We start from the raw sequence: 21,355 nt of genomic DNA on the forward strand, positions 1-21,355 counted from the left end.
TTTCGATTGCCGGCGACCCCAACAGGGGTGCCCGCCGGCAATCCGTACCCTCACGCACCCCGAAAGTGCGGGGGAAGGAAAAAGGAATCATGACTGACACTGTCGTCAAGACTGACCTGGAGACCGGCCGCAAGTCCCGGCTATCTCCGGAAGTCCGCCGGGGACTGCTCGGCCTTGGACTTGGAAACACCCTGGAATGGTACGACTGGATGGTCTTCGGCCTGCTGTCGGCCTTCATCGGACCCAAGTTCTTCCCGTCGCAGGACCCCGTTGCCGCGACGCTGAGCGCGCTGGCAGTCTTTGCCGTCGGCTTCGCGTTCCGTCCGCTGGGCGGCATCCTGCTCGGCACCTTCGCCGACAGGATCGGACGACGGCGGGTAATGCTCTGGTCCATCATGATGATGGCGATCACCACCCTGATCATTGCCGTGTCGCCGACCTATGACCAGATTGGCCCCGCGGCCGGCGTCATCCTGCTGGTCTGCCGCATCGTTCAGGGCATCTCCACCGGTGTCGAAGCTCCGCTGTCCACCGCCCACGCCGTCGAACTCGTCCCCGAGGGACGCGAGGGCTTTGTCGCCGGCATCATCTCCTTCTACGTCAACGCAGGCATCCTGCTCGCCTCGCTGGTCAGCTACCTCTCGTCCCTGATGCTCGGTGGGGCCGTCATGGCCGACTGGGGATGGCGTGTGCCGTTCATCGTCGGCGCAGCCTTCGGCTTCGTCGTTGTCTACCTTCGCCGGACGCTTCCGGAAACCATGAAACCGGAAGAACTGGCGAACAACTCCGCCAAGACCGTCTGGGGTGGAGTGCGCAAGCACTGGCTCAGCGTCCTGGCCATCACCTTCGTCGTCGGCGCGGCGCAGGCCTACAACTACGCCTGGAACACCGGCCTTCCCACGGCGGCCCGCACCGGCTTCAAGGAGGACGCAACCGCCGTCTTCGCGCTCACCACCATCCTCGGCGTCGTGCTGGTTGTCGGCAGCCTCATCATCAGCAAGGTCGCTGACGGCAAGTCAATGTCCAAGTGGTTCCTGATCACCCGTGCGCTGGCCATTCCGTCCGTGTTCCTGATGCTGATGTACGTCAAGCCCGGCATCGCCGGCTTCGCGGCCGTCCTCCTCGGCGGCTCGGTTGTGCTGGTCCTGAACATGACCCTGTACAACGTGGTCACCAGCTCCCTGATGCCGAAGGGTTGCCGCGGTGCCGGCACCGCGCTCGGCTACGGCCTGGGCGTCGCCCTCTTCGGTGGCACGGCCTCCTACCTCCTGGTCTGGCTCCAGTCCATGAACGCCTCCTGGATCTTCCCCGTTTACGTGGCTGTCCTGTCGGCGCTCAGCATCGTCTTCTACCTGCTCGCCCGGAAGAAGAACGGCATCTTCATCGGCCGGTAGAGCAAACAGCCGGCTACGACCACGGCGGGTTACGAAGACAGCCGGTTACCAAAACAGCCAGGCCAGAACACAGGCACGCAGGAACAGCGGTAAGCAGGAACGGAAAGTGGGAACCCTCATGGACGCCAGTCGCCCGGACACAAACGGTTTGCAGGCAAACGTGATCTCCTTTGATCTCGACGCCTCCGACGTGGAGCTTTACGAGGCAGCGCGCGCGCTGTTGCTCACCGCCCACCACAGCGAGAACCACCGGGTGGCGGCCGCCATGCGCGGTGAGTCGGGGGCCATCTATCTCGGACTGCACATTGGCGCCAAGCGCATTAATGTGTGCGCCGAATCCAGCGCCCTCGCCAATGCCCGCATGGCCCAGGAGCCAGCAATCCACACCGTGGTAGCCGTCAGTATGGACGGGCAGGGACACCCCCAGGTCACCAACCCGTGCGGCCTCTGCCGGGAGCTGCTGCGTTCTTACGGAACCGAGACGTCTGTACTGGTCGATGCCGGGGGCGAGGTGGGCAAGGTCCGGATCAAGGAACTGCTGCCCTTTCCCTGGATGCGTGCCACCGAAACGGAGTGGGACACTGTTCCGCCCCGCGTTCAGGAACACGCAAGCTAACGAGCCGCCGCGGCACCCGCATCATCACCGGCGGCAACGGCAGCGGTAGGGCATCACGGAAGGCCGGGACTCACAAAGTCCCGGCCTTCCGTGATGCCGGGAGGTTCCGCCGTCGGGCGGCCCCAGACGCCACACAGAAAGCTGGTGCAGCCGCCGCGTTTCCGCTAAACCGCTGCACCAGCAGGTAGTACGAATTTTCTGAATACTATGAAACGTTACTCATTCGCGGCTCCCTATGTCCCGGGGGTTGATGACCGGGTCTTTACGTCTTCTTCCAGGTGCCTTGTCATCAGCCAGCCTGCGCCGGCCATTACTACGCCCATCACCATGAAGGCCCAATTGTCCATGGTGTTCAGCGACAGGAAGTTGGCCGCCGAATCCACGCCGACGATGAAACCGTAAATGCTAAGGACGATGTACAGCAGACCGGAGCCCATGAGGAAATTCCGGGCGCCCGTGGCAGTCCGGGACATGGTCAGGCCGGTGGCGCCGATCGCGAGCTGAACGATGTTCAGCAACATCGACACCTGGAACAGGCCCAGGAACAGGGCCTTGGAATCGGGCCCGAAGAACCTCAGTTCGCTGTAATTCGTAGTGATGCCGGGGATGAACCCCAGGATGCCCACGACGATCAGGACGATACCTGCACCCATGCCGACGTTCTGTACATCTGTCCGACCAAAATGAACGCCGTGCGCATGAGGAGATGCGGTAGTCATTATCTGCCTCCAACCACTGATTGCGGACATTTACAATTTTACGACCGGGGTGCGCAAAAAGCGCCGGGGGCCACCGACGGCAAATCCGGCGGATCCGGCCAATGTGCCTGTCGGAAACCGGCCGGGTGCCGGGCCCGTGGCACCATGGATCTCGATGAAACTGCGCGCTGATCAGACCGGACAACGTGGCCTTCCCATGCCCCTGTGGCTGCAGGGTGCCCTCGAGTCCGCCCAGGCCGCCGTCATTTCCGCCCTCGTGGTGGTGGCCCCGATCGTCATTGTCTGGGCCACGGCCGGATTCCAGCATGACGGATTCGATGTCCTGGCACGCCTGGCCGGCCAGGCCTGGCTGCTGATCCACGGCGTGCCCCTGCTGCTGGACACCGCCGGTGCCGGGTCCGCCGCGCAGCCGGAATCCGGGACGCTCTCGCTCATCCCGCTGGGCCTGGCCCTCATCCCGTTCCTGCTCGCCTGGCGCGCCGGTCGGCGCCTTGCCCGCGCCTCATATACGGACCAGCTCTGGCAGGCGCTGCTCGGCTCCTGGCTGGCGTATGCCGGATTCGGGATTGCAACGGGCTTCGTCTGCCGCACGGCCGACGTCGGCATCAGCCTGTGGGCCGCCGCGTTCATTCCCCTCGTCCCGTTCGGGCTCGGCATGGTGGTGGGCGCGCGCCGCGAGGCCGGGTCGTGGAGCCGGCTGATCGGCGTGGACGCCGTGGCCTGGCTCTCCCGTACCAGCCAGCACTCGCGTTGGGCCGGGTCCTACCTGGGTTCGGCCATCAAGGCAGGCTCGGTGGCGCTGATGGCGAGCCTGGCGATGTCCGCCGCGCTGCTTGCCGTCGACCTCTTCATCCACTGGAACCTTGTGGTCGCCGTTTATGAAGGGCTCGACGCCGGTGCCATGGGCGGCGGTGTCCTCACCATCGTGCAGCTCGGCTTCCTGCCCAACCTCGTCGTCTTTGCCCTGGCCTGGATCTCCGGCGCGGGGTTCGCCCTGGGCGTCGGGTCGCTGGCCGGACCGCTCGGGACCGCCGTCGGGCCGCTGCCGTCCGTTCCGGTGTTCGCCGCCCTGCCTGCCGGTTCCCTCGACTTCGGCTTCGTGGCCCTGGTGGTGCCTGCGCTGGCCGGGGCGCTGGCCGGCTGGTGGTTCCTGCGCGAAGGCGAAAACCACTTCGACGAATGGCTGTCCATCAAGATCCGGGCCCGCTGGTTTACCGCCGCCGCCTCCACCCTGGTGCTGGGCGCGGTGATCGGCTCCGTCGCCGGGCTGCTCGCGGCGGGGCTCGCCTGGCTGGCCCGCGGTTCGGCCGGCATCGGTCGGCTGACGGAGATCGGGCCCGACCCGCTGCGCACGGCGCTGTTCGTGGCCGCGGAGGTCGGAATCGGCGTCGTGATCGGCTACGCGGCCGGACCGTGGCTGGAACGCCAGCAGAAGCTGCGCGAGGCAGACCTGGAGACGGTCAGCAGCCGCTAGGGCAGCGGCGTCGGTGCAGCTGTTAGCGCAGCTGCGTGGGCAGCTGGCCCGGCAGGGACTTCTCCAGCTGCGTCCTGCATTCCGAGGTTGCCTGCTGCGTCAGGGCGTAGCGGACGCACTGCTGGTAATCGCGGATCTGGTTGAAGAACAGCGTCGAGGCCAGGACCACCAGCAGCATCACCGCCGAAACCACCAGCCCGGATATCGCGCCGTACAGAACCAGCCGTGATTCCTTGTATTTCACCGCCCGGACCAGGACCACGATGCCCAGCACAATCCCCGCCACCGTGAGCAGCGCCGTCAGCCACACGTAACCCACATCGAGCTGGAAGACGAAGAACGAGCCCAGGACCGCGATGACGAACAGCCGGAACAGGGTGTGCGTCAGCCGTGCGGAATCTTGTGCTGCCTGGCCGGCCGGTTGCCGGTCCGACTGGCCGCTGCCGGATTCCGTGGGGGGATTCATGTTTTCCAGCCTACGCGAGCGGCCCCATAAGCTAGGACCATGCGCATAGTTGTCCTCGTTTCCGGCACCGGCTCCAACCTCCAGGCAGTAATCAATGCCGTGAAGTCCGGCGATCTCGACGTCGAGATCGCCGCCGTCGGCGCCGACCGGCCGGGGACGTTCGGGGTGGAACGCTCCGCCGCCGCCGGGATTCCCACGTTTGTGGTGGACTTCAAGGCCTACCCGGACAGGGCCGCCTGGAACGCGGCCCTGACCGAAGCCGTCGCCGGCTTCGCCCCGGATGTGGTGGTGTCCTCGGGCTTCATGCGGATTGTCAGCGCCGACTTCATCGACGCGTTTGGCGGCAAATACCTCAACACGCACCCGGCGCTGCTGCCGTCCTTCCCCGGCGCCCACGGTGTCCGCGACGCGCTGGCCTACGGCGTGAAGGTCACCGGCTGCACGGTGCACTGGGCCGACGCCGGGGTGGACACGGGCCCCATCATCGCGCAGGAAGCCGTGGCGGTCGGGGACGGCGAGAGCGAGGAATCCCTGCACGAGCGCATCAAGGTGGTGGAACGCCGGCTCCTGGTCTCCACTCTGGCTTCCCTCGCCGCGGCCCACACCCCTGCCTGATTTCCCGCTGCCTGATTTCCGCGCTTGACCCAACTAGCTCGCAGCAGGGGCCGTTCTGAGCGCTCAGAACGGCCCCTGCTGCGAGTCAGTTGGGAGGACGGGCCGGGGCTTGTGGATAACTCTCCGAGGCAGTCCTCGGTTTTGCGACGATGGGTCGATGAAGACACCCCGGCCGCTCCCGTCCCCGCTCGGTTCGGCGCCGTTTACAGTCAGGGAGGCCGTCGACGCCGGAGTCAGCCGGCGCCGGCTCAGGCATCGCTCCCTCCAAGTTCCGAGCCGCGGGATCCGGTTGCCAGCAGAATACCCCGTTGAACTAGCGCACCATGCCCGGCCCCTAACTCTTGTCACGCAGTTCTCGGCAGCCTCCCACGCGACCGCCTTCCTGATCTGGGACTTCCCGGGCTTTCTCCCGGGCTCTGGTGCCCTCGGCATCCACATATCTCGTCCGGACTCCATGGCGATACCGCGGCGCAGGGGCGTGATTGGCCATGTCGGGCAATTCTTCGCCGACGAAATCACCACGATCGACGGTGTGCTGGTAACCTCACGGACCAGGACGTGGTTGGACTGCGCCCGGAAGATGAGCATTGACGAACTGACCGTGGTGGCGGACCACCTGCTGCGCCATCCCCGGCCCGAGTTTGAAAGCCGGACCATGCCCTATGCCCGTCCCGGGGAACTGGCCGAGATGCTGGACCGCCACAAGGGAACACCCGGTATCCGCAAGGCGCGGCTCGCCTTGGAGCAGGCCCGAATCGGTGCGGATTCGGCCCCCGAGACGAGACTCCGGCTTGCCCTCTGCCGCTCAGGACTACCGGAACCGGAACTGAACGTGCGCACGGTCCTGCGCTCCGGCGTCGTGCGTCAACCTGATCTTGCCTATCCGAAACACCGGGTTGCTGTGGAGTATGAGGGGGCCGTGCACTCCGACGCGGCCCAGGTCATCCGCGACATCGCCAGGGAAGAGGACTACAGCGGCGCGGGCTGGACCCTGGTCAGGATCTCAAAACGGCACATGCAGAACGACGCGCGCGCCGCCGTGACCAAGGTCCGCGCCGCTCTCGCCTACCGCGGCTGGCAGCCCAAGTAGCTCGCAGCAGGGGCCGTTCTGAAGACTCAGAACGGCCCCTGCTGCGAGTCAGTTGGGGGAGGGGAGAGGTTACTCGAGCCGGCGCTGCTTCGTCTCGGGGGCGAAGAACGCCATCCACAGCACGGAGAGCAGCACGAGGCCGCCGGCCAGGGCGAACGACGTCGCGAGCCCCAGTTCCGGCCACAGGAAGGCCGCGAAGATCAGCGGACCGAACCCGGCGCCGAGCCGGGAGAACGTCGAGGCCCAGCCGAAGCCGGAGCCGCGCAGTTCCGTGGGGTAGAGCTCGGAGACGTAGGTGTAGAGCACCGGGATGGCCACCTGCACCACGAAGCCGAACACCAGGAGCCAGAACACGGCGGCGGTGGGAATGTCCACCACGATCGCCACGATCACCAGCGTCAGCGCGGACAGCGGTCCGGTGATCGCCAGGATCCACTTGCGGCCCACCCGCTCCACCAGCAGGGCGGCCACCACCACGCCCAGGAGTCCGACGGCGGCCATCGACGCCGTGGTCAGGAAGGCCTTGTACTCCTCGAAGCCGGCGCCGATCAGGATCCGCGGCATCCACGTCAGCGACAGGTAGTAGACGAGCAGGATGCTGAAGAAAAGGGCCCATGCCGCCGTCGTGATCTTCCAGTTGAACTGCCAGAGGGCGCGCAATTGCGTCCACGCACTCCCCGCCGAGAGGCGTGGTGCATCCTGCGGTGCGGGCAGGCTGTAGACGCGGGCCTCGGCGCCGGTGGCCTGGACCAGGGCGTCGATCACTTTGGCGGCCTCGTCGCGGCGGCCCTTGCGGATCAGGAACAGCGGGGATTCCGGCACGCTGCGGCGGATCCAGAACACCAGCAGCGCCGGGAGCACCATGACCAGCATGGTCAGCCGCCAGTCCGCGAAGAACGCGACCAGCCCGGCGGAGACAAAACCGCAGAGGGCGGCGCCGATCGGCCACCAGCCGTCCATCGCGGTGAGCACCCGGCCGCGCTGTTTGCGCGGGGTGAACTCGCCCACCAGCGCATAGTCCACCGGGATGCAGCCGCCCAGGCCGAACCCGGCCAGGAACCGGAACACGACGAACCACATGAAGTCGGGGGAGAAGGCGCCGAGCACGGTGAAGATGGAGAAAATCAGCAGGGTCGCGGTGAAGGCCTTCTTGCGGCCGATGGTGTCCGCGATGGTGCCCCAGACGAATGCGCCCAGGGCCATGCCAATGAGGTTCGCCGTGCCGATCCAGGCGGCATCGCCCGGGCTCAGCGACCAGTGCTTGGACAGCAACGGAATGAGGATGCCGTTGAGGGTGACGTCCCAGGCATCAAACATGAAGCCCAGTCCGCCGATCAGGAAGATCCGGCCCTGGACCTTCCACCGCCACGGCAGTTCCTGGACCACCTGTTCGCCGCTGGGCACAGTGGTGTACGTGTTCATCTTGGCCTCCTGTGAAAACTCTACGTGGCCGGGCCGCGGCCTGCGCGTGCTTCACACTCCGGCGCGCGGGAGGGCCCGGCGGCGGGACGCGATAAACTGGCCGCATCCCCACCACCCGCGGCCCCGCCGCGATATAAGACGGAGACTTTTGTGAGCTTCACGCAGCTTGACCGTGTATCCATCGACCGAGTTCCCATCCACCGGGCACTGATTTCGGTCTACGACAAGACCGGTCTGGAGGAGCTCGCTCAAGGCCTGCACGCCGCCGGCGTCAAGATCGTCTCCACCGGCTCCACGGCCAAGAAGATCGCCGCCGCGGGCATCCCCGTGCAGGAAGTCGAGGAAGTCACCGGCTCCCCCGAAATGCTGGACGGCCGCGTCAAGACCCTGCACCCGCGCGTGCACGGCGGCATCCTCGCGGACCGCCGCGTCCCGGCCCACATGCAGACCCTGGCGGACATGGAGATCGAGCCGTTCGACCTCGTCGTCGTCAACCTCTACCCCTTCGTGGAGACCGTGAAGTCCGGTGCCGCGCCGGACGACGTCGTCGAACAGATCGACATCGGGGGCCCCGCGATGGTGCGCTCCGCCGCGAAGAACCACGCCGCCGTCGCGATCGTGGTGGACCCGGCGTCCTACGGTGCCGTGGTGGAGGCCGCCGCCTCGGGCGGTTTTGACCTGAAGACCCGCCGCCGGCTCGCCGCCAAGGCGTTCGCGCACACCGCGGCCTACGACACCGCCGTGGCCACCTGGACCGCCAGCCAGTTCCGTGACGAGGACGGCGACGGCGTGATCGACTGGCCCGCCTACGCAGGCCTTGCCCTGGAACGCTCCGAGGTGCTCCGCTACGGCGAAAACCCGCACCAGCAGGCCGCACTGTATGTGGACAAGGCCGCCCCGGCCGGCATCGCCCAGGCCGACCAGCTGCACGGCAAGGCCATGAGCTACAACAACTTCGTCGACGCCGACGCCGCCCTGCGCGCCGCCTTCGACTTCGCCGAACCCGCCGTCGCCATCATCAAGCACGCCAACCCGTGCGGCGTGGCCGTGGGGTCCGCGTCGGCGGCCGACCCGATCGCCGACGCCCACGCCAAGGCCCACGCCTGCGATCCCGTGTCCGCGTTCGGCGGCGTCATCGCCGCGAACCGCACCGTCACCGCCGGGATGGCACGGACCGTCGCCGGCATCTTCACGGAGGTCGTCATCGCGCCGGGCTTCGACGACGAGGCAGTGGAGATCCTGTCCAAGAAGAAGAACATCCGCCTCCTGGCCCTCCCGGACGGATACGGCCGCTACCCGACCGAGTTCCGCCAGGTCTCCGGCGGCATGCTGGTACAGGCCACGGACAAGGTCGACGCCGACGGCGACACCCCCGCGAACTGGACCCTGGCCGCGGGCGACGCCGCCGACGCCGCCACTCTGGCCGACCTCGCGTTCGCCTGGACCGCGTGCCGCGCGGCGAAGTCCAACGCCATCCTGCTCGCAGACAACGGTGCCGCCGTCGGCATCGGCATGGGCCAGGTCAACCGGCTCGATTCCTGCAAGCTCGCGGTCGAGCGCGCCAACACCCTCGGCGTCACCGTGGAGTCCGATGTCGACGCCGCCGGCGGTGCTGCTGGCACCGACGCCGCCGCTTCGCCGGAGCGTGCCCGGGGCGCCGTGGCGGCGTCGGACGCGTTCTTCCCGTTCGCCGACGGACTGCAGATCCTGGTCGACGCCGGCGTGCGCGCCGTCGTCCAGCCCGGCGGCTCAGTCCGGGACGAGGAAGTCATCGCCGCGGCCAACGCCGCCGGCATCACCATGTACTTCACCGGGGCACGCCACTTCTTCCACTAGGGCCCTTCCACTCGGGTAGTGCTCTTCCACTCGGGCTGCGGTTCGCGCACAAGGGACCCGCGCGCAAGAGACCGGCACAAAAAATGGACATGCCCTCCCTGGCTGGGGGACATGTCCATTTTTTGTGCCATCGAGCGGGCTGGTGGCCGGACCCTGGGACAGGCTCATTCTTTCCGCGGGACATGCTCATTTTTCGCGGCAAGGAGTGGGCATATGGGGGATATGTCCAGGCTTCGGAGTGTGGAGAGGGCATGTCCTGTGCGACCCTGGGCGTCGGGGCCAGCCGCGGGACATGCTCAGTCTTTTCGTTGCGTACCGGGCCAACCCAAGGGACGTGCTCGCGGCTTCAGGAGCTCGAGACCGACCCGGTCGGACATGCCCATCCCTTCCCTGACATGCCCTCCCTGGCCGGGGGACATGTCCATTTTTTGTGCCATCGAGTGGGCTGGTGGCCGGACCCTGGGACATGCCCGTTCTTTCCGCGGGACATGCTCATTTTTCGCGGCAAGGAGTGGGCATATGGGGGATATGTCCAGGCTTCGGAGTGTGAAGAGGGCATGTCCCGTGCGACCCTCGGCTGCCAGGGCCAGTCGGGGGACATGCCCGTTCTTTCTGGAGCGCAGCGGGCCAGCCGGGGGACATGCTCATTCGTTCCCAAGCGCCGAGAAGCCGCCCGGGAGGACATGTCCATTCCTCATGGCAAGGCCCGGACATGTGGGGTATATGTCCGGGCCTTCGTGTTAGCGGAGGGCATGTCCAGGGGACGGGCGCGATCCGCCGTCGCACATAAAGCCAGCGCGGGGCCACTGCGTCCTCCCCACTGCTGAAGATGGGACGCAATGACCCCGCGCTGGGGTAAACAGGGTAGACAAGCCCGGCTGCGCGGGCCCCGCGAACAGGCCCCCGCGAACGGAGCGCGGGCCCCGCGAACAGGCCCCCGCGAACGGAGCGCGCGGGCCCCGCGATCGGAACGCGGGCCCCGCGCGAACGGGGCCCCGCGCCCTCAGGTCAGGAAGTGGCCGCCGTGGTGTAGGCCTGCTGGATCACGCTACCCCAGTACGGGCCGTACATCGTGGTGGAGTTGCTGCCGTAGCCGTAGCTGTTGATGGAGTTCTGGTAGCCGGCGGCGCTGGTGCCGATGAACCACGGACCGCCTGAGGAACCGCCGGTCATGTTGCAGGGGATCCCCTGGGTGTTGAACTGCGGGTTGTAGGGATCGTTCGTGGCGGTGCCGGAGCAGCTCTTGAGGGATTCACCGTTGAAGGGCGCTGCGGCGGGGTAGCCGAATGACTTGTAGCTCAGGCCGCGGGCGGCGTTGAACTGCAGCCCGGAGCCGCCGACGACGTCGCTCAGGTACTGGCCGTTGAGCGTGGACATGACGGCGAAGCCGGTGTCGTAGGTCATGTCACCCGAGGAGCTCCACTGGGTGGGGGCGTAGAGGGCCTTGGCCGTCCACTTGCCGTAGGGGGCCGCGCCGTTCAGGTACGCCGGGACGAACGTGAACTTGGTGGCGAAGGCGCCCGGGCCCTCATTCACGCAGTGCCCGGCCGTGGAGACCGTGCTCTTGTTGCCGGAGGAGACCGAGTTGCCGGAGCAGACGTAGTTCGTCCCGCCGAGGGTGAAGAAGACCTTGCCGATGTGCGGGACGGGGGTTTCGCTCGCATTGGTCTTGGTCTGGAGCGTCTGGGATTGCAGCTTGGGAGCCGCGGCCTCGACCTTGCTCGGCGCGCCCGTTTCCGCCGGGCCCCTGGCCGCGGTGGCCTTGCCGTTGCGCTTCATGGCCCTGTCGGCGAGGACGTCGCCGGGGACGGCGCTGCGCATGCGTTCCGCGGTCCAGTAGTCGGCCGCGCCCGTCTCGGTGACGGTGTGGCTGGCGACATCGGAGGTGGAAACCGGTGCCTTGGCCGGTGCGGGGGAGGCCGTGGCCGCCCCCGCGGCACTCAGGGCCAGCAGCGCGGCGGCCGAAAGAGTCAGCAGGCTGGTGGCCAGAGTCTTGGGTGTTCTCATGGGTGTCCTAACCGGTGGAAAAGCGGGGCGGCCGCTGTTGGCGGCCGCTGGATGGAACGAAACTACGGCAATTTGACTAACCTGTAAAGTCGCTTGTCAATTTTTGTTATGCCGTGTCGTGATGTCACTCATCCGTCCGCGCACGACGCCGGTAGGCGCCAACGGGGGCACCTCGGGTAAGTTAGGGGTGTTGAGATAACACAAGATTCCGGAAATACCCAGACCTTCAGGGAGACGCCCGCGCAATGGCAAAGATTATCTATACCCACACCGACGAAGCGCCGATGCTGGCCACCTATTCGTTCTTGCCGATCATTGAGGCGTTCGCCTCGACGGCCGGTGTGGAAGTGGAGACCCGCGACATCTCGCTGGCCGGCCGCATCATCGCCGTGTTCGGCGACTACCTCACCGAAGAGCAGCGCGTCAGCGACGCCCTGGCCGAGCTTGGTGCCCTCGCCAAGACGCCCGAAGCCAACATCATCAAGCTGCCCAACATCAGCGCCTCCGTGCCCCAGCTGAAGGCCGCAATCGCCGAACTCCAGGGCCACGGCTACGCGCTGCCGGACTACCCGGACAACCCCTCCTCGGACGAGGAAACGGACATCCGGTCCCGCTACGACAAGATCAAGGGCTCCGCCGTGAACCCGGTCCTGCGCGAAGGCAACTCGGACCGCCGCGCCCCGCTCTCGGTCAAGAACTACGCCCGCCAGAACCCGCACAGCATGGGCGCCTGGACTCCGGAGTCCAAGACCAACGTGGCCCACATGGACGCCGACGACTTCCGCTCGAACGAGCTGTCCGTGGTGATCGAGGCCGACACCAACATCAAGATCCAGCTCGTCAAGGAAGACGGCACCGTCAAGGTCCTCAAGCGTGCCTTCCCGGTCCTGGCCGGCGAGGTCATCGACGGCACCGTGATGCGTGCCGCGGCCCTGGATGAGTTCCTCGCAGCCCAGGTCGCCCGGGCCAAGAACGAGGGCGTGCTGTTCTCCGCCCACCTCAAGGCCACCATGATGAAGGTCTCGGACCCCATCATCTTCGGCCACGTCGTCAAGGCCTACTTCGCGGACCTCTTCGCCACCTACGGTGAGCAGATCGCCGCCGCCGGCCTGAGCCCCAACAACGGCCTTGCCTCCATCCTCAACGGCCTCGAGGACCTGCCGGAGGAGATCCGCGGCGAGGTCCAGGCAGCCATCGAAAAGGGCCTCAACGAGGGCCCCGAACTCGCGATGGTCGATTCCGACAAGGGCATCACCAACCTGCACGTGCCCTCCGACGTCATTGTCGACGCCTCGATGCCGGCCATGATCCGCAGCTCGGGCCACATGTGGGGCCGCGACGGCCAGGAAGCCGATACCCTCGCCGTCCTCCCGGACAGCAGCTACGCCGGCATCTACCAGGTCGTGGTTGATGACTGCCGCGCCCACGGGGCCTTCGATCCCACCACCATGGGCACCGTCCCGAACGTCGGCCTCATGGCCCAGGCCGCCGAGGAATACGGCAGCCACGACAAGACGTTCGAGATCCAGTCCGCCGGCACCGTCCAGATCGTTGACGACGCCGGCACGGTGCTGATCGAGCACAAGGTTGCCCCGGGCGACATCTGGCGCGCCTGCCAGACCAAGGACGTGCCGATCCGCGACTGGGTGAAGCTGGCCGTCACCCGTGCCCGCGCCTCCGCCACGCCCGCCGTCTTCTGGCTGGACAAGGGCCGCGCGCACGACGCCCGGATGATCGCCAAGGTGGAGGAATACCTCAAGGATCACGACACCGCGGGCCTGGAAATCGCCATCATGTCCCCGGATGAGGCCACGGCCTTCACGGTGGAGCGCCTCCGCAAGGGCGAGGACACCATCTCGGTGACCGGCAACGTGCTCCGCGACTACCTCACCGACCTCTTCCCGATCCTGGAACTGGGCACCAGTGCCAAGATGCTTTCGGTGGTGCCGCTGATCAACGGCGGCGGCCTGTTCGAGACCGGCGCCGGCGGATCCGCCCCGAAGCACGTCCAGCAGTTGCTCAAGGAAAACCACCTGCGCTGGGACAGCCTGGGTGAATTCCTCGCACTGGCCGTCAGCTTCGAGCACCTCGCCACCAGCACCGGCAACGCCCGCGCCCAGGTCCTGGCCGACACCCTGGACCGGGCCACCGGCACGTTCCTGCTGGAGGACAAGTCCCCGAAGCGCAAGGCCGGCGAGTTGGACAACCGCGGCAGCCACTTCTACCTGGCCAAGTTCTGGGCCCAGGAACTGGCCAGCCAGAACGACGACGCCGAGCTCGCCGCGGCCTTCGCCGCCGTTTCTGACGCGCTGAACTCCAACGAGGACACCATCACCGGCGAACTCCTGGCCGTCCAGGGTTCCCCGGTGGACCTTGGCGGGTACTACCGGCCGGATGCGGCCAAGGTTGCAGCGGTCATGCGCCCGTCGGCGAAGTTCAGCGAAGTGCTTGCGACGCTGACCAAGTAGTCCCAGCCTCAACCGGCGCCAGACCTCAGGCAGCGCCCGGGCCGGCCGCCACGCAGAACGCCCCGTCTCCCGAAAGGGAGGCGGGGCGTTCTGCTGTCCGCCCGGGATTCCGGTGCGCGCGTCGCTGCTGGTCGTAGGGGTGGCTGGTCGGAGGGGCGGCGGGTCGGAGGATGGCAGGAAAGAGGGGCAGCCGGGCGGGGGAGGGCTGCGGGGTCAGCCCTTGCCGTTGCCCTTGTGCTTCGATTTCCCGGTGGCGGCCTTGGCCGGGGCCGGGGCGACGGCGGCCGGGGCCGTCCGCGCTGCAGCGACCTGGGCTGCTGCCTGAGCCGCGGCAGCCTTTTCAGCCGCTGCTTTGTCGGCTGCCGCTTTGTCAGCCGCTGCTTTTTCCGCAGCCTTCCGGGCCGCCTCGGCCGCCTGCTGCGCGGTAAGGTCCGCCCGGACGGCGTCAATCGATGACTTGATGCTCTGGTGGCGTCTGAAGGACACCTCGCCGCTCGCGGCGACGGCATCCAGCCGGGTCAGCAACTCGTCAAGGTGCTTCAGGGAACCCTCCGGGTCGTTGGCGGCTGCAGCCTGGCTGGCAGCCAAGACTTCGGATTGGAGTTGCCGGGCCGCGCCGCTGCCCAGTTCGGGGGCGGGGGAGCCGCAACCGGCCAAAGCCCCGGCGGCCAGCAGTCCGGCAAGGAGGCTTGCGGACACCCGATACCTCACCCGGCCGCGGTCTTGCCCGGCGGTTCGCGAATCGCTCATGGTTCCACACCCTTCTGCAGTTCCCTCAGGTGATCGCCGAGCGGTCCGGTGACGGTGGGGTAGGGGACGACGTCGGGCGCCGCGGGGGCGGACAGGGCGACCGCGATCGTCGCCACGACGGCAAGGACTGCCAGCGCGGCGAGCAGCACGGCCACGCGGGTGCGGGGCCGGGCCCGGAGGAACCATGCGGCCCCGCGCGACGCGGAGCGGCGGCGGCGCGGCCGCAGCGGCAGGGCATCCGGGTCCAGCGGGTTCAGGGGGCGTGTTCTCGACGCCGCAGCCGTTGCGGCTCCGGGCCTGGGTGGGCGGGGCCGCCTTGCCGGCGGGGCCGGGAGGACCCGGGTGGGTTCCGTTGTGACGGGCCCGGGCAGCGATCCGGGGGAAACGAGGGCAACACGGAAGGCTGCCTCGAGATCGGCGGCCGCGGGGCGGTCCAACGGGTCCAGGACGGTCATGGCCTGGATGAGCCGGGCCCACTCCTCGGGCACGGCGTCCGGGATGACGGGGGCGCGGTGCAGGCGGGCCACAGCGGATTCGACGGCGCTGCCCGGGTACTCCACCTCGCCCTTGAGGCATTCGAGCAGGACCAGGCCCAGCGAGTAGATATCACTCGCCGGACCGAGGTCGGCACCGCGGGCCTGTTCGGGACTGAGGTAGGCGGCAGTTCCCACCATGGTTCCCGTGGCGGTCAGCCGGGTCCCGTCGATGATCCGGGCGATGCCGAAGTCTGTGAGCTTGGGCCGAAGCGGCTCTCCCGGCCGGACCGGCACCAGGAGGATGTTGGCGGGCTTGATGTCCCGGTGGACGATGCCGAGGCCGTGGACGTAGGCGAGGGCATCGGCGATCCCGGCGCCCACCACGGCCAACTCGGCCAGCGGCAGGGGACTGTGGCGGATCCGGGTCCGCAGATCCTGGCCGTCCACGAGCTCCATGGTCAGGAAGGGCCGGGGCTCCTCGGGAATCCGGGTGTCCGTCCCGGCGTCGAACAGCGTCACCAGGCTTGGATGATTCAGGGTCGCCAGCAGTTCGATCTCCGCTTCCTGCCGGCGAAGCTCGTCAGGATCCGCCGATTGCGGTGCAAAGAGTTTCAGGGCAACGTCCCGGCCAAGGTTCAGGTCCTTGGCCGTGTAGACCGATGCCATGCCGCCCCGGCCAATCACCTCCCCCAGCTGATAGCGGCCGCCCAGGGGCTCCGCCATGATGCTGTTGGGCGAACTGTCCACGCTGTCCCCGTACCTTTCGTGTGCGCCCCGGCGGCGCTCCTAAAGAATGATACGGGTACGGGTATCTGATTGCGGTCCGCGTGGTGCGTGGGGGACCTCCGGTCCCGGCGCCGAAGCGTCTTTCCTCACCGGACGCCCACCCGCGGACGCCCCTCCGCCGGAGCATGCCGTTGGGTCCCCCAGCGGACCCAACGACCTCGCTCCGGCGGTACAGGACCTTGATGGGAGCGGTGGCATGCGCTAGGGCGGGCGGGGCTTGCAGCCGGGCCTCGGCTGCGGACCGGAGCGCTCAGGGTGGGCGGGCGCTAAGAGGGTCAGGCCGGCGGGAATTGGGGTGCCGGAAGCCCGGCGGTGGACGGTCGTGTCCATGGGGGATTCTCCTGGGTGACTGTTGGCGGGCGGCAAAGGCAGCCCGACTAGTCAGGAGAAGAACCGGGATCAGCGCTAACGGCTGCGTACTCGTGCTGGAGCGGTCCGCCGATGGCGTCGGCCCCGATGGTGGGCACGTAGAAGACCAGGCTGGGCATCCACGCAGCCGTTCCGGCAGGCCCGCCGCCGGAGTGCCCGCTGCCGGACCCCGAGCCCGGAGCCGGCGGGAGTGCGTCAGGCGCAGGCAGTCCCGTTCCGCCATGCCATGGGCTCGGACCCGGGTTGCCGGAGGGAGCCGGCGGTTCACCGGTCCCGGCAGGGGCCTTGGCCGGCGGGGCAGCGCCGGACTGGACAGCTGCCGCGCCCCGGGGTTCAGGGATCAGCAAGGCGGGATAGGCAACCGTGGCACCCGGGGAAGGAGACGCCGGGAACGGACGGGCCGCCACGGTGCCGGTGGGGGCAGGCGCCGGCAGTTCAGCCGGTGCTGCGTTGGCGGCGGTTGCTTTTGCGCCGCCCGCCGGCGCCGATGCGCCATCGACGGCGGCCGGCGTCCCCGCCGGCGTCCCCGCCGGCGTCCCCGCAGGCGATCCCGCCGCGACGTCGCCGCCTGGAACGACGCCGTCTGGTGGCCCGGCCGCCGGGTCGCCGGGGAGCGGAGTTGCTGGATCCGGAGCCGGGGCCGCCGGGTCGCCGGGCGACGAAGGTGCTGGAGCCGGTACCGCAGGGTCCACCACCGGCGGAATAACACCGGGGACCGGAACCGCAGGGTCCACCACCGGCGGAACAACACCGGGGACCGGAACCGCAGGGTCCACCACAGGCCCGGTTGCCGGCGGGGTGAGTGCCGGCGCAGGGAGCGAAGGGTCAGGGAGCGCCGGAGAGGGGAGCGCCGGGTCCGGTGCCGCCGGCCCAGGGGCGGGCGGTGGCGCGTCGGGAACCGCCGGGTCAGGGGCGGTGTCCGCGGGCCCGTTCAGGTCGGCAGCAACGACGTCCGCGGAAGCTGCTCCCGGCCCCGGAACAGCGCCTGCCGCCCAGGTGCCCGCCGGGACCGCAGGGATGTCCACGGAGACCACGCCGTCGAGGGAGGGAACAGGGAGGTCGTCGGCGTCCGTACAGGAGGCGGCGGCCGTGCTCTCCCCGGCGTCGACGGCCGTCCCATAGAACGCGCAGGCGTCGTCCGCCTGCGCGGCCGTGCAGGTCAGTGTCAGCCACGCGGCGCCGGCGACGGCGGCCAAAAGCACGCGGCGCAAGGGGCGCAGGGGGCGCAAGGTGCGGCCCGCGCGGGAGGACGCTGCTGCAGGATCCATGCGCGCACCCCCGCTCCCGGAAGACTGGACAATTGCCTACAGGGTAAGTCGGCCCCAACAGGAGAGTCCAGAGCGGGGCCGAAACTGTAGGCATACCGAGACACTTGGAATGCGCCGGGTCCGTTGCCTGGGGCGTGGAAAATGCGAGGCGGTTAGTGGGCGTCGTTGGGGTAGCTCACGCCGAGCTGCGCGCGTACGCCGTCGAAAAGCCGCATGGTGTTCAGGGAGTCCTCCAGCGGCATGACCGGGCTCTCGGTGAGGCCCTGCTGGATGCACCGCGTGACCTCCCGGAGCTCGTAGGTGTAGCCACGTCCCACCACGGTGAACTGCTCCGTCCGGGGCCCCTCGAAGCCGATCCGGACCAGCAGTTCCTTCGGGTTGTTGATGGAGCCGGGGCTCTGGAGGTAGCCCTTGGTGCCGGCGACGGTGGCCGTGCGGGGGCCGTAGGCCATCAATGACGAGGTCAGTTGGGCCTGGGCGCCGTGGTGGTAACCGAGCGTCAACGCATTCTGGGCGTCGACGCCGTCGTCGTTCAGCCAGCCGGTGGCGCTGACCGTTTGCGGGAACCCCAGGGTGCCGAGCGCCCAGAGCAGGGGATAGACCGTCATGTCCAGCAGGGCGCCGCCACCGTCCTTGGGTGCCCAAAGCCGGGAACCGGGCGAGTACGGCGCCGGAAAGCCGAGGTCGGCGCTGACCCATTTCACCTCGCCGATCTCGCCCGAGGCAGCGATCTCGAACGCCCGCTGCATGCTGGGCAGGAACCGGCTCCACACCGCCTCCATCAGGAAGACTCCGTTGGTCCGGGCCGCCGCGATCAGCTCGGCTGCTTCCCGGGCATTGATCGTGAGGGCCTTCTCGCACAGCACGTGCTTGCCGGCGTTGAGGGCGGCGAGGGCTATCTTGTGATGGTGGGCGTGCGGGGTGGCGACGTAGACGACGTCGACGGCGTCATTGGCGAGCAAGCGGGCGTAGCCACTGGCGCCGTCCTGGTCACCGTAGGCGTGGACAAAGCCGTAGTCGGCCGCGAACGCGTCCGCGGCCGCCTGTGTGCGGGAGCTGACGGCGTACAGTTCCGCATCCGCCAGCAGCCCAAGGTCGCGTGTGACCGAAGCGGCGATCCCGCCGGTGGCGATGACACCCCAGCGCAGCCTGGCACCGGTGGCTGTGCGGGGGTCCTGGTCCGGCTGGCTGAACAGCCACGGCTTTGCGATGAGGGCAGACATGATGCCATCTTCTCACCCAGGGGCGGGCGGGCCGCGGTGTTGACGGCCTTGGCATGGCGGAGGTTCGACGCGGAGATCCAGTCTCACGAAGTTCAGTCCCGGCGGCTCGACGCCGGAGCTGCGGGCGGGCCCCCAAGGCCTGCCCGCAGCTCCGCCGCCGAAGTCCCCGCCGCCGGCCGGTCCTCAGCCGGTCAGGGCCGCCGTCGCACGGGTCCGGGCCGTTTCCTCCGTGAGCCGGCCCTGCTGGAGCCGGAAGCGCCGGTCCGTCTTGTTGGCCAGGGCACGGTCGTGGGTGACCACCAGGATGGTGGTGTTGTGGTCCCGGCTGAGAGTGCTGAGCAGCTCGATGATGTGCTCGCCGGTCTGTTCGTCCAGGTTGCCGGTGGGTTCATCGGCCAGGATCAGTTTGGGTTCGTTCGCCAGCGCCCGGGCGATCGCCACCCGCTGCTGCTCGCCGCCGGAGAGCCGGTTGATGCGCCGCCCGTGCTTGTCCGGATCGAGCTGGACCTGTTCGAGCAGCTGCCGGGCCCGCTCGGCCCGCGCCGCCTTGCGCACGCCGGCGAATTCCATCGGCAGCATCACGTTGTCCACGGCCGAGAGGTTCGGGATCAGGTTGAACTGCTGGAACACGAAGCCGATGTCCCGGCGCCGGTAGTTGGTCAGTTTCCCGTCGGGCATGCTGGCCAGGCTCACGCCGTTGACCACCACGTCGCCGCTGGTGGGCTTGTCCAGCGCCCCGAGCAAGGAGAGCAGGGTGCTCTTGCCGCTGCCGCTCTTGCCCACGATCGAGGCCAGCGTGCCCTGCTCCAGCTCGAAGCTGACATCGTTGACCGGCTTGATGGTCCGGTCGCCGGACTTGAACGTGCGGACCAGGTTCTTGACTTCGATCATGGCTATTCTCCTCGGAGGACTTCGATGGGACGGATGCGGGCGGTGAGCAGGGCCGGGACGAGCGCGCCGATGATGGCGACGCCGAAAACTGCGGCGATGCCCGCGGCGATGACGCCGGGGGAGGCGCTCGCCGTCACGGAGGTCAGCAGCTGGCTGGCCCCGCCCAGCGGTCCGCCCGCCCCGCCCGGGAACCCGCCCCCGGGAAAGCCGCCAGCGCCGCCGCGCTGGCCGGTGGCCGCCGCGCTCGTGCTGCTGCTTGAACTGATGAGGGCGCTGGCGATGCCGCCGCTTGCGAGGGAGGCGACGGCGGCGCCCACCACGCTGCCCATGGCCACCAGCACGAGGGCCTCCAGCACAAACTGCAGGCCGATGGTGCGGTTCGGGGCGCCGATGGCCTTCAGGACACCGATCTCGCGGCGTCGTTCGCGGACCAGCATGACCATGATCAGGAGGATGATCAGGCCGGCGGTGCCAAGGGCCGCGACGAAGGCGATGAAGGAAATGTTCTTGACGCTGTCCAGCGAGCTGACGGCGGTCTCAAGGTTCCGCTGGCCCTGGGTGACGTCGGCCTTGTCGGAGCCCAATGCCGCCTGCAGGGCGGTCTTGGCGGCGTCGACGTTTTCCATGCTGTTGACCGTGACGATCATGGTGGAGAGTTCGTCCGGGAGCGCGGCGAGGGTCTGGGCGGTCGGCAGCGTCACGTAGAGCGCATTGTTGCCGAACGCGGTCCCGGCGTCGAACAGCCCCCGGACGGTGAAGGTTTTATCACCGATGGTGAACGTCGAGCCCACGCTGAGGCCGTTCTTGGTGGCCAGGGTGGTGCCCAGCAGGGCGCCGGTGGACGCGGCGGTGTAGTTGCCCAGGCCGGTGCCCTGCGTCAGCTGCAGGGCCTTGCCGGTGGAGTCCACCTCGGCGCCGATGCCCGTTGCCGTGATGGGCAGCGAGAACGCCGGCGCGGCCTGCGCGGTGCCGCCGGTACTGCCCGAGGTGCTGCTTCCGGTGGCGCCGGTACTGGCTTGGTTACGGTTGCCGCGGGTGCCGGCGTCGACGGCGGCCGTGAGGCTCGTGGTGACGGAGGTGGCCGACTGGCCGCCGGGGCCGCCTTGGCCTGTCCGTCCTGACGCGGCCTCGGCGGCAATGTCAGCGGCGTTGCGCAGGCGCATCGCCTTGGTGCCGACCACGCTGCTGACGTTGGGGACGGCCGCCGCCGTGGCTGCCTGGGCGGACGTCAGCGGCTCGCCGCCGCCCTCGAACCCCTGGCCGCCGGCGGGGTTCACGGTCAGGACCGTGCCCACCGAGGCGTTCAGCTCGGCAACCTTGCCGGTGACGGCCTGGTTGGCCACGAGCATGGCCAGGGCCAGTCCAATGGCTACGGCCAGGACCGCCACCACGGCGGCGGTCCTGACCTTGTTTCGAAAGGCGTTGCCTACACTCCGGGCAAGAACGCTCACGGTGCTCCTAGTTTTTCTTGGGTGTCTCTGGGGG

Annotated in this window: 17 protein-coding genes; 7 read left to right on the forward strand and 10 right to left on the reverse strand. The window is 68.4% G+C overall.

Annotation, left to right across the window (positions count from 1 at the left end):
* Positions 1-89: 89 nt before the first annotated feature.
* Entirely contained in the window at positions 90-1,394 is a 1,305-nt protein-coding gene (locus tag AC1DFR_RS02640; protein WP_459384138.1) for an MFS transporter, read from the forward strand.
* 148 nt (positions 1,395-1,542) lie between these two features.
* Positions 1,543-2,010, forward strand: a complete 468-nt coding sequence (locus AC1DFR_RS02645) for a cytidine/deoxycytidylate deaminase family protein (protein WP_476863718.1) — start codon at positions 1,543-1,545, stop codon at positions 2,008-2,010.
* Between the two features lie 233 nt (positions 2,011-2,243).
* On the opposite strand, the gene AC1DFR_RS02650 is transcribed toward AC1DFR_RS02645, so the two are convergent.
* A complete protein-coding gene (locus AC1DFR_RS02650; protein ID WP_476872668.1) occupies positions 2,244-2,663 on the reverse strand; it encodes a DUF4383 domain-containing protein in 420 nt (139 codons plus the stop codon).
* A 220-nt stretch (positions 2,664-2,883) separates the two neighbouring features.
* Between AC1DFR_RS02650 and AC1DFR_RS02655 the strand changes: the two genes are divergently transcribed.
* Positions 2,884-4,203, forward strand: a complete 1,320-nt coding sequence (locus tag AC1DFR_RS02655) for a cell division protein PerM (protein ID WP_476859187.1) — start codon at positions 2,884-2,886, stop codon at positions 4,201-4,203.
* 22 nt (positions 4,204-4,225) lie between these two features.
* Here AC1DFR_RS02655 and AC1DFR_RS02660 read toward each other — a convergent pair whose 3' ends face one another.
* Entirely contained in the window at positions 4,226-4,669 is a 444-nt protein-coding gene (locus AC1DFR_RS02660) for a hypothetical protein (RefSeq protein ID WP_476849143.1), read from the reverse strand.
* Positions 4,670-4,708: 39 nt separating this feature from the next.
* On the opposite strand from AC1DFR_RS02660, the gene purN reads away from it, so the two are divergent.
* Positions 4,709-5,284, forward strand: coding sequence for a phosphoribosylglycinamide formyltransferase (gene purN, locus AC1DFR_RS02665; protein WP_476872669.1), 576 nt, complete (start codon positions 4,709-4,711; stop codon positions 5,282-5,284).
* A 157-nt stretch (positions 5,285-5,441) separates the two neighbouring features.
* Positions 5,442-6,374: an endonuclease domain-containing protein gene (locus tag AC1DFR_RS02670; protein WP_476872670.1), complete on the forward strand. Its 933-nt coding sequence runs from the start codon at positions 5,442-5,444 to the stop codon at positions 6,372-6,374.
* 69 nt (positions 6,375-6,443) lie between these two features.
* On the opposite strand, the gene AC1DFR_RS02675 is transcribed toward AC1DFR_RS02670, so the two are convergent.
* The gene (locus tag AC1DFR_RS02675; RefSeq protein ID WP_476872671.1) at positions 6,444-7,796 is read right to left on the reverse strand and encodes an MFS transporter; all 1,353 of its coding nucleotides are present in this window, start codon (positions 7,794-7,796) and stop codon (positions 6,444-6,446) included.
* A 150-nt stretch (positions 7,797-7,946) separates the two neighbouring features.
* Between AC1DFR_RS02675 and purH the strand changes: the two genes are divergently transcribed.
* Positions 7,947-9,632 carry a bifunctional phosphoribosylaminoimidazolecarboxamide formyltransferase/IMP cyclohydrolase gene (purH, locus tag AC1DFR_RS02680; RefSeq protein WP_476872672.1) on the forward strand — a complete coding sequence of 562 codons (1,686 nt, stop codon included), beginning with the start codon at positions 7,947-7,949 and terminating at the stop codon, positions 9,630-9,632.
* A 1,008-nt stretch (positions 9,633-10,640) separates the two neighbouring features.
* On the opposite strand, the gene AC1DFR_RS02685 is transcribed toward purH, so the two are convergent.
* The gene (locus tag AC1DFR_RS02685) at positions 10,641-11,639 is read right to left on the reverse strand and encodes a trypsin-like serine peptidase (RefSeq protein WP_476872673.1); all 999 of its coding nucleotides are present in this window, start codon (positions 11,637-11,639) and stop codon (positions 10,641-10,643) included.
* 245 nt (positions 11,640-11,884) lie between these two features.
* Between AC1DFR_RS02685 and AC1DFR_RS02690 the strand changes: the two genes are divergently transcribed.
* Entirely contained in the window at positions 11,885-14,107 is a 2,223-nt protein-coding gene (locus tag AC1DFR_RS02690; protein WP_476872674.1) for an NADP-dependent isocitrate dehydrogenase, read from the forward strand.
* Positions 14,108-14,320: 213 nt separating this feature from the next.
* On the opposite strand, the gene AC1DFR_RS02695 is transcribed toward AC1DFR_RS02690, so the two are convergent.
* The 6 genes from AC1DFR_RS02695 to AC1DFR_RS02720 form a co-directional block, all read right to left on the reverse strand.
* Positions 14,321-14,857 (reverse strand): mucin-associated surface protein, encoded by a 537-nt coding sequence (locus tag AC1DFR_RS02695; RefSeq protein WP_476872675.1) that lies wholly within the window; start codon positions 14,855-14,857, stop codon positions 14,321-14,323.
* Positions 14,854-16,056 (reverse strand): serine/threonine-protein kinase, encoded by a 1,203-nt coding sequence (locus tag AC1DFR_RS02700; RefSeq protein ID WP_476872820.1) that lies wholly within the window; start codon positions 16,054-16,056, stop codon positions 14,854-14,856. Before AC1DFR_RS02700 ends, AC1DFR_RS02695 begins: the two co-directional genes overlap by 4 nt.
* A gap of 440 nt (positions 16,057-16,496) precedes the next feature.
* Positions 16,497-17,756 carry a hypothetical protein gene (locus AC1DFR_RS02705; protein ID WP_476872676.1) on the reverse strand — a complete coding sequence of 420 codons (1,260 nt, stop codon included), beginning with the start codon at positions 17,754-17,756 and terminating at the stop codon, positions 16,497-16,499.
* 152 nt (positions 17,757-17,908) lie between these two features.
* Positions 17,909-18,979, reverse strand: coding sequence for a Gfo/Idh/MocA family protein (locus tag AC1DFR_RS02710; protein ID WP_476872677.1), 1,071 nt, complete (start codon positions 18,977-18,979; stop codon positions 17,909-17,911).
* 183 nt (positions 18,980-19,162) lie between these two features.
* Entirely contained in the window at positions 19,163-19,870 is a 708-nt protein-coding gene (locus AC1DFR_RS02715) for an ABC transporter ATP-binding protein (protein WP_243180213.1), read from the reverse strand.
* 2 nt (positions 19,871-19,872) lie between these two features.
* Positions 19,873-21,321, reverse strand: coding sequence for an ABC transporter permease (locus AC1DFR_RS02720; RefSeq protein ID WP_476872678.1), 1,449 nt, complete (start codon positions 21,319-21,321; stop codon positions 19,873-19,875).
* Positions 21,322-21,355 lie beyond the last annotated feature (34 nt).

It is taken from the genome of Arthrobacter sp. 05T410, from assembly GCF_056396505.1.